The sequence below is a fragment of the Limosilactobacillus caccae genome (genome assembly GCF_900156885.1).
GTDB lineage: Bacteria > Bacillota > Bacilli > Lactobacillales > Lactobacillaceae > Limosilactobacillus > Limosilactobacillus caccae.
Genome location: NZ_FTOY01000010.1, coordinates 186,720 through 202,211, shown reverse-complemented (window position 1 = coordinate 202,211; position 15,492 = coordinate 186,720). Strand labels below are relative to the sequence as shown.

The 15,492-nt window shown below is 46.5% G+C and carries 10 protein-coding genes; 6 read left to right on the top strand and 4 right to left on the bottom strand.

Features of this window, described 5'->3' with window-relative positions:
* Positions 1 to 181: 181 nt before the first annotated feature.
* The 4 genes from CZ502_RS04135 (at position 182) to CZ502_RS04120 (ending at position 6,198) form a co-directional block, all read left to right on the top strand.
* On the top strand, positions 182 to 646 hold the full coding sequence (locus CZ502_RS04135; protein ID WP_234982446.1) for a MarR family winged helix-turn-helix transcriptional regulator: 465 nt from the start codon (positions 182 to 184) through the stop codon (positions 644 to 646).
* The gene (locus CZ502_RS04130) at positions 643 to 2,385 is read left to right on the top strand and encodes an ABC transporter ATP-binding protein (RefSeq protein ID WP_076459833.1); all 1,743 of its coding nucleotides are present in this window, start codon (positions 643 to 645) and stop codon (positions 2,383 to 2,385) included. The genes CZ502_RS04135 and CZ502_RS04130 overlap by 4 nt, the downstream gene beginning before the upstream one ends.
* Positions 2,369 to 4,201 carry an ABC transporter ATP-binding protein gene (locus CZ502_RS04125; RefSeq protein ID WP_076459832.1) on the top strand — a complete coding sequence of 611 codons (1,833 nt, stop codon included), beginning with the start codon at positions 2,369 to 2,371 and terminating at the stop codon, positions 4,199 to 4,201. Before CZ502_RS04130 ends, CZ502_RS04125 begins: the two co-directional genes overlap by 17 nt.
* Positions 4,202 to 4,494: 293 nt before the next feature.
* Positions 4,495 to 6,198 (top strand): IS1182 family transposase, encoded by a 1,704-nt coding sequence (locus CZ502_RS04120; protein WP_076459831.1) that lies wholly within the window; start codon positions 4,495 to 4,497, stop codon positions 6,196 to 6,198.
* A gap of 5 nt (positions 6,199 to 6,203) precedes the next feature.
* On the opposite strand, the gene nrdJ is transcribed toward CZ502_RS04120, so the two are convergent.
* From nrdJ to ybaK, 3 genes are all read right to left on the bottom strand, one after another.
* Positions 6,204 to 8,411: a ribonucleoside-triphosphate reductase, adenosylcobalamin-dependent gene (nrdJ, locus tag CZ502_RS04115; protein ID WP_076459830.1), complete on the bottom strand. Its 2,208-nt coding sequence runs from the start codon at positions 8,409 to 8,411 to the stop codon at positions 6,204 to 6,206.
* A gap of 134 nt (positions 8,412 to 8,545) precedes the next feature.
* The gene (locus tag CZ502_RS04110; protein WP_076459829.1) at positions 8,546 to 9,982 is read right to left on the bottom strand and encodes a C69 family dipeptidase; all 1,437 of its coding nucleotides are present in this window, start codon (positions 9,980 to 9,982) and stop codon (positions 8,546 to 8,548) included.
* A gap of 87 nt (positions 9,983 to 10,069) precedes the next feature.
* Positions 10,070 to 10,576 carry a Cys-tRNA(Pro) deacylase gene (gene ybaK, locus CZ502_RS04105; protein WP_076459828.1) on the bottom strand — a complete coding sequence of 169 codons (507 nt, stop codon included), beginning with the start codon at positions 10,574 to 10,576 and terminating at the stop codon, positions 10,070 to 10,072.
* Between the two features lie 133 nt (positions 10,577 to 10,709).
* Between ybaK and CZ502_RS04100 the strand changes: the two genes are divergently transcribed.
* Positions 10,710 to 11,441 carry a GntR family transcriptional regulator gene (locus CZ502_RS04100; protein ID WP_076459827.1) on the top strand — a complete coding sequence of 244 codons (732 nt, stop codon included), beginning with the start codon at positions 10,710 to 10,712 and terminating at the stop codon, positions 11,439 to 11,441.
* 129 nt (positions 11,442 to 11,570) lie between these two features.
* Here the strand turns inward: CZ502_RS04100 and CZ502_RS04095 are convergent, their stop codons facing one another.
* Complete coding sequence (locus CZ502_RS04095) at positions 11,571 to 12,686, bottom strand: acyltransferase family protein (protein WP_076459826.1); 1,116 nt, start codon at positions 12,684 to 12,686, stop codon at positions 11,571 to 11,573.
* Positions 12,687 to 12,977: 291 nt separating this feature from the next.
* Here CZ502_RS04095 and CZ502_RS04090 point away from each other — a divergent pair, with 291 nt between their 5' ends.
* The gene (locus CZ502_RS04090; protein ID WP_076459825.1) at positions 12,978 to 15,389 is read left to right on the top strand and encodes a phosphoketolase family protein; all 2,412 of its coding nucleotides are present in this window, start codon (positions 12,978 to 12,980) and stop codon (positions 15,387 to 15,389) included.
* Positions 15,390 to 15,492 lie beyond the last annotated feature (103 nt).

Here is a 15,492-nt window from a genome sequence, read left to right as displayed (position 1 = left end):
TGCCAGTAGTGTTATATCTTCATCGCCAGGTTGCGACTATACCCCGTATTTTATATCAGAAATAACAAGTAAGTAAAGCGCTACCGGAAGATTTACTACTTACTTAAAATTTGCATTTATCACAATAAAGCGTATTATGATATTCGTTAGGTACCAAACTAAAAAGAAAGGAAGCGGGAATGTGACAAATCGGGAAAAATTATTAAAAGATCTTTTTTCTTTTTCTAATGGTGTTCACAAGCGGATTGTTCAAGCTCACCAGGCGCACAGCTCGTTTGCGGGGCGGGGAAAGATCCTCTACCTATTAGGGAAAAATGATTACGTCTACCAAAACCAACTGGCCAAGCTCGCCCAGGTGCAGCCTGGCTCACTGACGCAGGTGCTGGAGAAGATGGAAAAAGACCAGTTGATTATCCGCGAGCGGGATAAAAATGACCGGCGGATGATTTACGTTCGGTTGAGCGAGCGCGGGCGGGAGCAACTGGAGAAAAATATCAACTACCACCAGGATTTTCAACGCTTTGTGACCGAGCCGCTGTCAGACGAAGAAGTCGACCAGTTCATCGCGACCCTTGATAAATTACGGGGGCAATTTGATAAATACATTGAGTTACACACAAAACAAAAGGGGATGAAGAAAGAATGATTCGCATTGCACGAAAGAATCTTGTCTGGTGGGCAACCCTCGCCGCCTTGGTATTCTTACTAATTCAGGTGTCATGTGACCTCTACTTGCCGACCGTGACGGCCGACCTAGTTAATAAGGGGATCGTCGCTAAGAACATGGGAGTTATCTGGAACAATGGGATCAAGATGACGATTGTTGCGGTGATCGGGTTAATCGCCGCCGGGGGGAATGTTTACTTCGCTGCCACCCAGGCAATGGGCGTTGGGGAAAAACTCCGTGGGCAGATCTTCCACCGGGTATTGAAATTTTCTAACCGGGAAGTCGATCAATTTGGTGATTCGTCACTGATTACCCGGTCGACCAACGACATTGTGCAAATTCAAAATGTGATGGTCCAGATGCTCCGGATGATGCTCCAATCACCAATCATGCTGATTGCGGCGAGTGTCTTGGCCTACACCCGGGAACCCAAACTGACCAAGATCTTCTTTATCAGTTTGCCCGTCTTAGCAATCGTGGTAATGGCGGTAATGTACTTTGCCGTCCCGCTATTCAAGAGCATTCAGAAAAAGACCGACCGGATCAACCTGATCTTTAGGGAAGGCCTAACCGGGGTACGGGTAATCCGTGCTTTCCGCCAGGACGACCGTGAACAGAAGCGATTCAAGGCGGCCAATGAAGACTATACCCAAACGGGAATTAAGGTATTCACGATTGTTTCAACCATGTTTCCGGTTGTTACGCTCATTCTTGGGGTAACGAACGTGGCGATTATCTTAATCGGGGGGAACCTTATCGCAGACATGACGATGCAAGTGGGGGACCTGATTGCCTTTATGACCTACGCTACCCAGATTATGATCAGCTTCATGATGCTCTCGATGATCTTTGTCTTCGTGCCCCGTGCCTCTGCATCGGCAGCCCGGGTCAATGCAGTCTTAGACCAGCCAATCAGCATTCATGATGCACCGGCCGATGAGCAAATTCAGATCGCAGCTAACCACCCGGCATCACTAGAATTTAAGGATGTCGACTTCCGCTTCAATGGGGCGGAACGGCTTGCTTTACAGGATCTTAACTTTAAAGTGACTGCTGGTCAGACATTAGCAATCATCGGGGGAACCGGTTCTGGGAAGTCGGCCCTTGTCAACTTGATCCCGCGGTTATTTGACATTGAAAGTGGTGAGATCAAGGTAAATGGCGCACCAATTGAAAAGCTTAGCCAGCACGACCTCCACCAGGTCATTTCAATTACCCAGCAGCAGGCGGTGCTCTTTAGCGGGACCATTCGTTCAAACTTACAATTTGGGAACGAACACGCGACCGATGATGAGATGTGGCATGCCCTAGAAATTGCCCAGTCAGCTGACTTTGTTAAGGAAGCGGGCGGCCTTGACGCGGTCGTTGAGCAAAATGGGAGCAACTTCTCTGGTGGTCAACGGCAGCGGCTAGCGATTGCCCGGACAATCATTAAGCCAGCCGCAATTTATATTTTTGATGACTCCTTCTCCGCACTGGACTTTGAAACCGATGCGAAGTTACGGAAGGCGCTTGCTAGTGACCCCCAGATCCAGCAAGCGGTAACGGTAATTGTTGCCCAGCGGATCTCGACGGTTGTTGATGCTGACCAGATCATCGTTCTAGATGAAGGACGGGTCGTTGGCCAGGGTAGCCACCAAGAGCTGAAGGAAAATAACAAAACCTACCAGCAAATTATCCGTTCACAAGTTGAGAAGGGAGATGTTGAACGTGCATAGGGGTCCACGAAATCCAGAAAAAGCCCAGCACTTTTGGCCGACGACAAAGCGGTTGATTGCCTACCTGCGGCCCTGGCGAGCAGGGGTAATCATTTCAATCATATTGGCAATTGTCTCGGTAATCCTTACGATCCTTGCCCCGAAGATCCTGGGGGAAGCGACGACCATCATTTACGATGGCATCATGAAGGGGTATGCCCAGATGAAGGCGGGCGCGCACCTGACAAGGCTGCCAATTGACTTTACCCGCATTTGGCATATCGGAATTGCGGTCACGCTGCTCTACCTTTTCTCCGGGCTGTTTAGTTTTCTCCAACTGCAAATCATGACCCGGGTCTCCCAGCGAGTGGTCTATAACCTTCGCCAGGACTTTGAAGAGAAGATGCGGCGGGTGCCGGTTAAGTACTACGATACCCACAACAACGGGGACATCATGAGCCGGATGGTCAACGACATGGATAACATTGCCGGAACTCTCCAGCAGAGTCTGATCCAAATCATTACCAGCACCCTGACCCTTGTCGGGGTATTGATCTTGATGCTGACGATTAGTTGGAAATTAACGATCATCGCCCTGGTTACAATTCCATTAAGTATCTTAGTAGTTTCCTTTGTTGCGCCGGCGTCCCAACGGCTATTCGCTAAGCAGCAAGCTGCCCTAGGGAAGATCAACGACCAGGTTGAAGAAACCTATGCGGCCCATACGATTGTCCGGACCTTTAATAAGGAAGAGGACGAGGAAGAAGAATTTGATAAGCGTAACCACCGCTATTATCAGTCGGCTTGGAAGGCCCAGTTCCTCTCCAGCTTGATGATGCCGATGATGGTGTTCATTCGAAACTTAAGCTATCTTGCGGTGGCAGTGGTCGGGGCCATTCAGGTTATCCATGGTCAGATTACGCTTGGTAATGTGCAGGCGTTCTTACAATATACCAACCAGTTCTCCCAGCCAATTGCGCAGATTGCGAACCTCAGTAATACCATCCAACAGACAATCGCCTCAGCAGAGCGGATCTTCGCAGTGCTTGACGAACCAGAAATGGATAGTGAAGTGGTTGATCTGCCAGCGGTAACAGGGGATGACCTGCCGAAGGTTGAATTCAAAGACATCCAGTTTAGTTATACCGATGAACCGCTGATCCAGGACTTCAACTTGCGCGCGCCGAAGAACAAGATGGTGGCGATCGTTGGCCCGACTGGTGCCGGAAAGACCACGATCATCAACTTGCTTGAACGGTTTTACGACCCACAAGGCGGTCAGATTTACCTCGATGGCCACGACATTCGGTCAATGACCCGGGAAGAATTGCGGGAACATATCGCAATCGTCCTGCAAGACACCTGGCTATTTACCGGAACAATCTTTGACAATATTAAGTACGGGAATGAAGATGCAACTGACGAAGAAGTATACCATGCGGCTAAAATGGCGCGGGCGGATGCCTTTATTCGGGAGTTACCCAATGGTTACCAAACCGTTTTGGACGAGACGGCTTCCAACATTTCACAAGGGCAACGCCAATTACTGACGATTGCCCGGGCATTCCTTGCTAATCCTGAAATCCTAATCCTTGATGAGGCGACGAGTTCGGTTGATACCCGGACGGAAGTCTTGATTCAAGATGCGATGAACGCCTTACAGCAAGAACGGACTAGTTTTGTCGTCGCTCACCGCTTGTCGACGATTCGCAAGGCAGACCAGATTGTGGTTGTTAACCACGGGAAGATTATCGAAACCGGTAATCATGAGACGCTGATGGACAAGCAAGGCTTCTACGCCGCATTGTACAACAGCCAGTTCTCAACAACTGCTTAAACTAAGCTGGGAAAAAAGCTTCTCGGAGCCCCGGTGGGGTAACCTAGGACGGACGTTGGCACGGTACGGGCCGACGTTTGTCCGTAGTTACCCTTGAGGGGCTCGCTTTTTTCCCGCGATTACTATGTAATATTCGGAGATAAAACTGAGAGGCTGGGAAAAAAGTCCTAGTCTAAAACTAAAAGCCGGACGATGAGCCATTTTTTGGTTCATCGTCCGGCTTTGTGTATACACAGAAAATCGTTCCTGATATTATGTAATTACCACAAAACAAAAATAAAGGAATGATTTTCATGTATCAAAATTATATCACAGGACAAACTGAATTCGTATTAAACTTTGATTTTAACGTCCCTAAAACGCATTTAGTTCGGTTGATCGATGCCTTTGTCGACTCGATCCCGGCGGAAGTTTTATTATCAGAAAAAGTGGCGACTACCGGTCGCCCACTTTCACATCCGGCAATTATGCTGAAAATTTTATTATTTGCCTATGCTCGTCAAACATATTCGGGACGCAAGATTGAAACTATGCTGGTCGAAAACTTACCAATGCGGTGGTTAGCTCGCGATCATACCTATAGTTACCATACCATCAATAACTTCAGAAGTAGTCAACACGCTGCTAACTTGATCAAGCGTGCGTTTGTTTACTTCACGATGTCCCTAACTGATCATGGCTTGGTCAAAAAAGATGCTTTGTTTATTGATGGAACTAAGGTTCAAGCAGACGCTAATAAGTATTCCTTTACTTGGCGGAAATCAGTTGAGAAATATCATGCTAAGTTAAAGCAAGACATAAACGCAATGTATGATGAATTGATCGAGAAAAAGGTTATTCAGGCAATGAAACCAGAACTCATTGAATCATCAGAAGGCTTGGAAACGATGACTGATCAATTAGAAAAACAGATTGGGCAGCTCAACGAAGAAATAAAAAAAGAACCGAAAGTGATCAAGGGTGGTTCAGTTAAGAAACAACGACGTCGTTTCTTAAAAAAACTACATCGAAAACTTAAGCAAGATATGGTCCCGCGGGCAAAAAAATATGAGGAAGCTGAGACAGTCTTTCAGGGCCGTAATAGTTTCTCTAAAACTGATCACGATGCGACTTTCATGTGTATGAAAGAAGATTCAATGAAAAACCGCGAACTAAAGCCCGGCTATAACCTTCAGATTGCCACTCATAATCAATTTGTCCTTGATTATGCCTTGTTTAGTAATCCAACCGATACAAGGACATTAGTTCCCTTCCTCAAGCAATTCCATTGTTTAAATTTCTTTGAACACATTGTAGCTGACGCTGGCTACGGAAGTGAGTACAATTACACGACGATTATTGATCAATTTGAAAAACAACCAATTATTCCTTATACAACTTACCAGAAAGAACAGAAGCGCAAGTTCAAAAATGATTCAACTAAGCCACAAAATTGGCAGTACAACGCTAAAGATGACTATTATATAGACCATTTAGGCGTGCGTTTTGGTTTTGCTCGTTACAGTCAACGAACCGATCGGTACGGTTTTACGCGTGATCTTAAACTTTACCGTGCTGATAAACATCAATTATCGGCAGAGTTAGATCAACTAGCGAAGACTCCTAGTGGTCGTTTGCGTTACATCCAGGTCAATCCTACTTGGAACTATTTTAAAGCACAAGTCAAAGAAACCCTCTCTAGTGACGAAGGACAAGCAATTTATCGTCGACGCAAGTTCGACGTTGAACCTGTTTTTGGTCGCATGAAGAGGGATTTTGGCGTACGCCGAACCCACCTTCGCGGCCAACAGACAGTGGAAAACGATATTGGATTGGTCTTAATGGCCATGAATTTAACCAAGTTAGGCAAAATGATTACCAATTATCCGGCAATTTTAAAGAAACAAGTAAAAATCCGAACCACAATTTTTGTCAAAACAAAAATCATGGTTCGGATTTTCATATTTAGAGGCTTGAGGAATTTAGTTTTTTCCCGGCCTCTCTTTTTTGAATATTAACAATCTTACCGAATTGGACAAGCACCACCGGCACAGTCCGATTGGTCAACGAGGTCGAGGGCCTTATCTTGTTCTTGCTGGGCCGCAAAGACCTTCATCACATCATCAGAAATCATTGCTTGTCGCTTCTCGTAGGTTTGCTTATCAATTGGTTCCTTCGGTGCTTGTTGGAGAGCACCACCGTAGTAAGGGAGAAGGGAAGTTGACTTGATCTTTGACCGGTATTGTTTCAACAGTGTTGGGATTTGGTCTGCTTCCTTATCCTGGAAGGTGATGGTACAACTAACCGCATTGTCTGACCAGTACTTTTGTAAGAAGGCCTGGGTCGCGAATTGTTCGGCGATTGAAATTGAACCAGCAGAAGCAAATTGGTCACTATCGGCGTTGGCTGCCTTAACCGGGAACTCGACACAGGTGGTGTGCTTGGTGTAGATGTCCGGTTCCATCCGGTAGCCGCATTGCTTCAGGGCATCAAGCAGGGGGTCAGTGTCCTGGAAACGAATCCGTTGGATGAGGTAGCCGGCGTAGTGGAAGTGCATTCCTTCAGAAACCCCAGCAAGCTTAGCCACCGTTCCGGATGGCTTGACGGTCGTGTGCTTAACCGATAAGTTGCAATCTAATTCCTTAGAATATTCCTTATCAGCATCAATTACCGCCTGGTAGAGGTCGTTAACGCGGTTTACCACGCGTTGGTCGTAGACGGGTTCCATTGTCCCGTCATCGTTCTTGGTAAAGCCGGTAACTACCCGGTTGCCGAAGTTACTCAAAATCCAATCTTGAATTCCTGACATTGAAATCCCAATCCGCCGGTTCTTTTGAATCATCTTCCGCGAAACTTCCCAGTCGTAGTGACTAAAGGTTACCCGCTTGGTGAACCGGGTGCCGAGACGGAAGGCTTCCTTGAGGTCCCAGCCCTGTTTTTCCGCAACAAGGGGGAAAATTTCGAAGAGGTTACATGGTTCCCCGTTAGCCAGGGAAATCTCACCACAAGGGTTAGTACCTTCGACGTCACTATCGATTCCGGCCTGGTAACCGTCAGCGATCCGCCCGTAGTTTTTCGAAACGTTAAGGTCAACGATCCCTGGTTCCCCGTTATGCTGGATTGAGTCGGCTACTTCTTGGTACTGGTTAAAGTCGTTATCAATGCTGATACTGTTGTTTGAAGCCCAGCGGTGGTGCTGAAGTTTTTCTTGGTCCTGTTTCATCGTGATAAAGTCATCATTATCACCAGAGCCGAGGGCTAGTTCAGCGGAGCGGCGGACATTTCCCGCGACGACTGCCTTCCCGATAAGGTTGCAGATGTCGGTACAGTCAACGGCGGATAGCTTATTTGCTACTTGTTCGTTGAGGATGTTGTTGATATCGTAAAGCATCTCAATTAGCGGCATTGGACCAGAGGCAGTCCCCCCGAAACCGTGGATCTTGGTTCCCCGTGGTCGAATGTCTGACATATCAAGGATTAGGTGCTTAATCCCGTGCTGGTTGGTACTGTTGAAGTGGAGGTCGATCAGTTGGGCAACGGCAAGCACCCAGCCTTCACGGGTGTCGGGGAGCTTGTAGTAGCTTTCATCTGCTTGTAAGTCGGAACTAACCTTAGCGCAATCAATTGCTCCGGCTTCAAGGGATTCCTCATATGAAGCACTAGCTTTATCAATGACCACGTCAAGCTTGATTTCGTTATCAACTGCTGGGATCTGCTGAACGTTGTCGTCAGTGACTGAGAAGCCGACACCGCCACCCTTCATCAGTTCATCAAAGAGGAAGGCGAAGGGCATTGATACTGCTACTTGGTCTTGGGTAAGGTAGCGGGGTTGAATGTGGCTGACCCCATACTTTTGCGGCCGGATGGCGATGAACCAGCAGTTATTCAATGAGTCACCGGTCCGGTGCTGGTAGTCAGTTCCGGAGATCCAGAGGTTTCGGCCAGAAGGAGTGGCGCCAAGGCCGTAAATCAGCTTGAATAATTCTTGGGCTTCGGTGGTAAGTTCATTGATTACCGCTGGTGATGGCTCTTTTGTCAGTCGGGGGTCGAGGTTGATATTACCTTCGATTACCCGTTGGACGGTCTCTGCCCATTCTTCAGTCCGGTCTTCAGCAGCAATCCAGCGTGCGTAGGTCCGCTTGTAAGTAACCCAGCCAAGTGGGCCCCAGTGCGGGGTGATTGTCTTAGTCGCGGCGGCAATAAATTGCTTGCTTAATGTGATTCTTTGCATTGGTGATGACTCCTTAAATAAAATAATACAATATATAGTAATGCTAATTGGCAGAAGATACAACATATGGTAGTTAAAAAGAACCGCAATGATTTAGGCCATCATTGCGGTTCACTCGTTTTATAAAAATTTAATTAAAGATTTTTGTCAATCTTGAAGGTCAACTTCGAAAGTTCAAGACCGTGCATTACTAGTTGGGCCATCAATTCTTTTGTCCGCTTGGCCATTTCAGCGACCATCTGGTGGGTTTCCTTGCTAAGGAAGGCACTAACTTCGGCAGGCTTCATCCCGTCAACTTGGGAGGCAACTTGGTTTACCCACTTGTAGAAGTACTCCCGGGCGTCCTTTAAGTAGTCCAGGTCTTCCTGGGCAAACTCGGCGTGGTGTGATTCGACGAGCATGGACAAGGTCCGGTACATCCAGTAGGCACTCTTAAGGTCCATGTTGAGCTTTTCCGGTGTTTCCCGGTAGCTAATGTCAATATCCTCCGCATTACCGAAGAATGGTAGGTAAGGGGTAAAGGTTGGGACCCCGAAGCTCATCCACATAATTGTTGAGGCTGCTTCGGGTAAGTCGTTACGGACCTGGAGCACGTGTGAGTTCTGCGTCCGGTTCAATGAGATTGGCCTAAAGAGCTGCTTTTGGTGTTCGGTCCCTTCATGGCCCAGCGGATCATAAGGCGTTCCCTGGTAGTGGCTGCTGAGGATCTGCTCGACATCTTCAAGGGTAATCTTGTGGTTGGTCCGCATTACGAATGGCAGGTCAAAGTCAAGCGGATCGAGGTCGATGCTGGGGTTGAGTACCCGGTGACCGTACCATTGCCGCGGTGTATTGTAGTGCTGGTCAAAGACATTTGCTGTCCCGAAAATATGGCGGAAGTCCCAGCCATGCTTATCGGGGTTGAGGTGGTTTTGCGCAACAAATTCTTGAATTCCGTCTGACCACATAAAGTTAGCCGAGTCAGCAAAGTCAACTTGTTGGATGGCAATCCGGTTACCGGTAACGGCATAGGCATCGTCCGGAATCCGCTGGGCGACCCAGTGGTGACCCGTTACAATTTCCATGTACCAGACATCATTTTTATCGCTAAAGATAACCCCGTTTCCTTCGGCAGAGCCATACTTTGCAACGAGTTTACCAAGGTAGGCGACCCCATCTTTGGCACTGTCGATGAATGGCAACACGGCCGCAACGATTAGGTCTTCGTTGATCCCACTTTCCGTATTCAATGGGTCGCAGGCGAGGACGCGTTCGTTAGCGTAGACACTCTCCGTGGCACTCATGCCGACGTTCTTTTCGTTAAAACCACTTTCGTCATATGTTCCTTCTTTTTTGTAGTCAACATTTGGCGTTCCCTGGTAACGGTAACCGTCAGCCGGCCGGTCAATGACACACTTGTTTAAGTATGCCTTAACCTGGTTGGGGTGGTTATGGTAGGCCGGGTAAGTGACGAACCGTTGGGGATTTAATGGGCCAAACGTGTCATCATTCCGTGCGGCCATTGTGGAACCGTCGATGGTAGCGTCGCGGCCGACCAGGACAGTTGTACATGCAGATAAATTCTTCTTCATCAATTTTCAGAACCTTTCTAAGCACCTAATATTAAGCATCATAATTAAGTTTATCCTTCTATCCCAGGAGGGTCAATCACGGAAAACTTACTTTTGTTCCAGGTCCGCAAAGGTTGCGTGAACCAGGTTGGCGAGGTCTTCGGCGTTGAGCTTTACTGAGCGGCCAATCTTGCCTGAGGAGACATAGATTTCCCCCTGCTCCTTGGCAACATTATCAATAAAGATTGGGTACTGGAACTTTTCGTAGATCCCGACTGGGGTGTTGGCCCCGTGGACGTATCCGGTAGTCTTCAAGAGGTTCTTGAGGGGGACCATGTTAACCTTCTTATTGCCAGAAACCTTGGCGAGCTTCTTTTCGTCCAGGTGGGTGTCAATCGGGATTACCCCGACGAGGGGGCCGGTAGTGTTTCCGGAAAGGACGAGGGTCTTATAGATGATGTGTTCATCAATTCCGGAATGGTCAACGGTCAGTGAACGGACATCGCCGTCTTGGTGGGTCGGAAATTCAAATTGTTCGTAAGCTACCTTATTTTTGTCGAGGATTTGCTCAACCTGGGTTTTCTTCAATTTACTTTTTTTATTTTTCTTACTCATAATCTTTAAACACTCCTTATTTTTCATCTGGGACGCACCAATTTTTGACAAAATGGTCCCAATTTAAAATAGGTCTGCTATACTAAAAGTGTACATTAAAAATCGAATTAGTAAAATCCGAGGAGTTAGTTAAATGGCAGACTTAGTATATCGCTCTGTGATGCGGGATATAAAACATAAGATTTTGGATAATGAATATCCGGGGATGCGCTTACCTGATGAGCGAAGCCTAAGCGAGAGCTACCAAGTAAGTCGGAGCTCGATCAAGCGGGCATTGGGGGTGCTTGCTCAACAGGGGATCATCTTTAAGAAGAGAGGGTCCGGGACATTCATCAACCCGCTTTACCTAAAGAACCAGTCACTTTTTCATTATGAAGGAAGCAACTTAGGGGTAACCGACAGTTTCCAGCTTGACGGGAAGAAGCAAGGAATTAAGCTGCTTGACTACCAGGTAGTGCCGGCAAATAAGGATGTTCAAGAAGAATTATTCTTAAATGACAACGACTTTGTCTACCAGATCAAGCGGCTACGGTTGATTGATGACCAGCCCTTTATGATTGAGACGGGTTTTATCCCTATTAAGATTACACCAACATTGACGCCAGCGGTTGTGCAAAGTTCGATCTTCAATTATTTAGAAGATGCACAGGGTAAGCGGGTCACCAAATCCTTCATGACAATTGGGGTTGCCCCATCGAGTGAGGATGACCAGCGCTTGTTGAAGCTGACACCAACGGAGCCGGTTGGCATTATGGAAGGGGTCTTCTTCTTAGATGATGGAACACCCTTTGAAGTGTCAAATATGCGGATCCACTATCAATACATGAAATACAGCACCTTCGTGAGTTTAGATCAGGAGGGATAAAAAAAACGAGCGGTAATCCCGCTCGTTTTTTGTTCGCTATAGAATATAAAATCCCTAAAATATGATTTTTGTTTTCTATAAAATACAAAAACGCAAAAATCCACTTTTTATTCGCTATGGAATATAAAATCATCCGTTAGTGAGCTGCCCGATATGCAGTAGCACTTTTATAGCTGACCAAGCACGGTGGATAAAATAGGCGCCGGCAAAGGCAAGGCCGATTGTTAACACTGCCAGCAGGGGAAGCTTAATGCCGATTCCCAGCTGCGGGGCAAGGCGGTTAAGGGCGCGATTGACCCAGTAGAGCCAAAAAACGTGGCCAAGGTAAGCCCGGTGCGCATACAGTGCGACCCAGTGAATAAGGGGAAGCCACTGGTTGCGGAAGTGCTGCATGTACAGGGCAAAGGTGGCGATCAGAAAAATGGTACTCAAGTTATAGAAAATCATTGACGGTAGATAGTACGGGGCATTACTGAGCTTAACCGGGTAACCGTAGCTGAAAAAGTTGACCGTCACAAAGTAAAAGAGGGCTAGCCAGCCGATGACCTGGGTGAACCAGTGCTTCATCAACCAGGGCGTCACCTTCTCGTAGAATTGCCATAGCAAGGTGCCACCAACAGCGAAGATTAAGAAACTAAGGAAGAACCGGTCGATCAGGTACCAACTTTTTGCGTCTGGCCCATGGAAAACACGTAATTCATAAAGGTAGTGCCAGGCAAGTTCACCTAGTAACATAATGGTAAAAATCACCGTCCCCCGGCGCGGCTGCCGATGAACAAAGCGGGCCAGCCACCAGAAGAGGGGCATCAGGATGATAAATTGGAGCATCATCACGTTGTACCAGAGGTGGGGTGCGGCGTTTCCACTGATAAACTGCCAGCAAAATCCTTGCCAGTTGTGAAAGGTGCCGTGCTGTTGCAGCTGGGGCAAAAACAATAGGTAAATAAGCGTCCACCAAATCGAGGGGATGAAGAGGACGTGCCAGCGGTTCTTCATGAAGCGGGGGTAGTCCTTTAGGGTCGCTTGGGGGTGGGTTCTGATTGTCGAAAAAAGAATTCCGAAGATAAAAGCGGAGGCACTGAACTTAATTGCCTCGTAGATTCCCCCGAGAAAAAATTGTTGGCCGACACCGGGCTTTGTCGCCATTAAAAAGGTGATTACGGACTGGATCATGACAGTAGAAACTGCCATTGTTTTTTCAAAGTCACCGATGTCTGCACTGTGAAGATCATTAGCTTGCTGCAAAATATTGCCCCTTTCTAAAATTAAAAGTTATTTATTTTGTAGTATACAACGTCAGTAAAGCGTCAGTTTCAAATTTGCCTATTGCGCGGTCTAGCAGTAATTACCTGCGTCGTGAAAGTTTAAAGGAGAGATTAAAATTATTAAATTTCCGTAATTGGACCGTATCAATTTTTTAAAAGGTTGACTTTTGACAAAAACAGTTTATTATTAAGAGTGTAAATTTAATGATTTACGTTATGTTGTTAGAAAGCACAGGACGTATTGATTTACTTTAGAAGGAGTGTTTATTAGATGGCAGTAGATTACGATTCCAAGCAATACTTGGAAAGTGTTGACGCTTACTGGCGCGCAGCTAACTACCTTTCAGTTGGTACTTTATTCTTAATGAGCGACCCACTGTTACGTCAACCATTACAAGCAAAAGACGTTAAGCCTAAGCCAATCGGTCACTGGGGTACAATCGTTCCTCAAAACTTCATTTACGCACACTTAAACCGTGTAATTAAGAAGTACGACCTTGACATGTTCTACATTGAAGGTTCAGGTCACGGTGGCCAAGTTATGGTTAACAACTCATACTTGGACGGTTCATACACCGAAATTTACCCTGAATACACACAAGACGAAAACGGAATGGCTAAGTTGTTCAAGCACTTCTCATTCCCAGGCGGTACTGCATCACACGCCGCACCTGAAACTCCAGGTTCAATCCACGAAGGTGGGGAACTTGGTTACTCACTTTCACACGGTGTTGGTGCCATCTTAGATAACCCAGATGTTATCGCTGCTGTTGAAATCGGTGACGGTGAAGCTGAAACTGGCCCATTGGCCGCTTCATGGTTCTCAGACAAGTTCATCAACCCAATCAAGGATGGTGCGGTATTACCAATCATCCAAGTTAACGGGTTCAAGATTTCTAACCCTACTATCCTTTCACGGATGAGCGACGAAGAACTTACTAAGTACTTCGAAGGAATGGGCTGGAAGCCTTACTTCGTATCAGCTTACAAGGAAGCTGACCGCGAAGGTGAATTTGATGGTTACAAGGACCACATGGAAGTTCACGAAGAAATGGCTAAGACTCTTGATACTGTTATCGAAGAAATCAAGGCTATCCAAAAGAACGCTCGTGAAAACAACGATAACTCATTACCACAATGGCCAATGATTATCTTCCGTGCACCTAAGGGTTGGACTGGTCCTAAGAAGGATCTCGATGGTAACCCAATCGAAAACTCATTCCGTGCACACCAAATTCCTATTCCGGTATCACAAGATGATATGGAACACAAGGACATGCTTGTTAACTGGTTGAAGTCATACAAGCCTGAAGAATTGTTCGACGAAAACGGTCACCCAGTTGCCTTAGTTGAACAAAACACACCAGAAGGTAACAAGCGGATGGCAATGAACCCAATCACTAACGGTGGGATTGATCCTAAGCCATTAGTATTGCCTAACTACCGTGACTTCGCTGTTGACATCCAAACTCCAGGTTCAGTTGTAAAGCAAGACATGCTTGAATGGGGTAAGTACCTCAGCAAGATGGCTGAATTGAACCCAGACAACTTCCGTGGTTTCGGTCCTGACGAATCTAAGTCAAACCGTCTCTACGCATTCCTTGACAACGACAAGCGTCAATGGATGGAAGACATTCACGAACCAAACGACGAAAACATGGCACCTCAAGGTCGGATGATCGACTCACAACTTTCAGAACACCAAGCTGAAGGTTTCCTTGAAGGTTACACTCTTACTGGTCGTCACGGATTCTTCGCTACTTACGAAGCATTCGGTCGTGTTGTTGACTCCATGTTGACTCAACACTTGAAGTGGTTACGGAAGGCTAAGGACCTCTACTGGCGTAAGCAATACCCAGCATTGAACTTCGTTGATACTTCAACGGTATTCCAACAAGACCACAACGGTTACACTCACCAAGATCCTGGTCTGTTAACTCACATGTTCGAAAAGGAACGTGCTGACCTTGTTAAGGAATACTTACCAGCAGATACTAACTCATTGATGGCTGTATCTAACAAGGCATTCAACGACCAAGAATGCATCAACATCTTCGTAACTTCCAAGCACCCACGTGCACAATGGTTCTCCATTGACGAAGCTACTGAATTAGTTGACAACGGTCTTGGTTACATCGACTGGGCTTCTACTGACCAAGGTAGCGAACCAGACGTTGTATTTGCTTCAGCTGGTACTGAACCTACTGAAGAAGCTCTTGCCGCTATCGACATCCTTCATGACAACTTCCCTGAATTGAAGATTCGTTTCATCAACATCATCGAAATCATGAAGTTAATGAAGACTGACAAGAACCCTGAAGGCTTGACTGATGCTGAATTCAACCAATACTTCACTACTGACAAGCCAGTTATCTTCGCATGGCACGGATTCCGTGACATGATCCAAGCATTGTTCTTCGAACGTGCAAACCACAACCTTCACGTTCACTCATACGAAGAAAATGGTGACATCACTACACCATTTGACATGCGTGTATTGAACAAGCTTGACCGCTTCCACTTAGCTAAGGACGCTATCCAAAACGTTCCTGGTTACGAACAAAAGGCTGCTGCTTTTGTTGCCAAGATGGACAACATGATCAACAAGCACAACCACTACATCCGTTCAGAAGGTAAGGACTTACCAGAAGTTACTAACTGGACTTGGAAGGGTCTTAAGTAATCTTACTGATTGCTAATTAAACACTTAATAAATGATGAAGAAGTCGAGGTATTCCTCGGCTTCTTTTCTTTTAAAATCTTTGCGGGAAGTCCTTTTCTACCGC

Coding starts and splice junctions, on each gene's coding strand:
- CZ502_RS04120 (WP_076459831.1), top strand. CDS start 4,495: ATGTATCAAAATTATATCACAGGACAAACTGAATTCGTATTAAACTTT.
- CZ502_RS04130 (WP_076459833.1), top strand. CDS start 643: ATGATTCGCATTGCACGAAAGAATCTTGTCTGGTGGGCAACCCTCGCC.
- CZ502_RS04100 (WP_076459827.1), top strand. CDS start 10,710: ATGGCAGACTTAGTATATCGCTCTGTGATGCGGGATATAAAACATAAG.
- nrdJ (WP_076459830.1), bottom strand. CDS start 8,411: ATGCAAAGAATCACATTAAGCAAGCAATTTATTGCCGCCGCGACTAAG.
- CZ502_RS04090 (WP_076459825.1), top strand. CDS start 12,978: ATGGCAGTAGATTACGATTCCAAGCAATACTTGGAAAGTGTTGACGCT.
- ybaK (WP_076459828.1), bottom strand. CDS start 10,576: ATGAGTAAGAAAAATAAAAAAAGTAAATTGAAGAAAACCCAGGTTGAG.
- CZ502_RS04125 (WP_076459832.1), top strand. CDS start 2,369: ATGTTGAACGTGCATAGGGGTCCACGAAATCCAGAAAAAGCCCAGCAC.
- CZ502_RS04110 (WP_076459829.1), bottom strand. CDS start 9,982: ATGAAGAAGAATTTATCTGCATGTACAACTGTCCTGGTCGGCCGCGAC.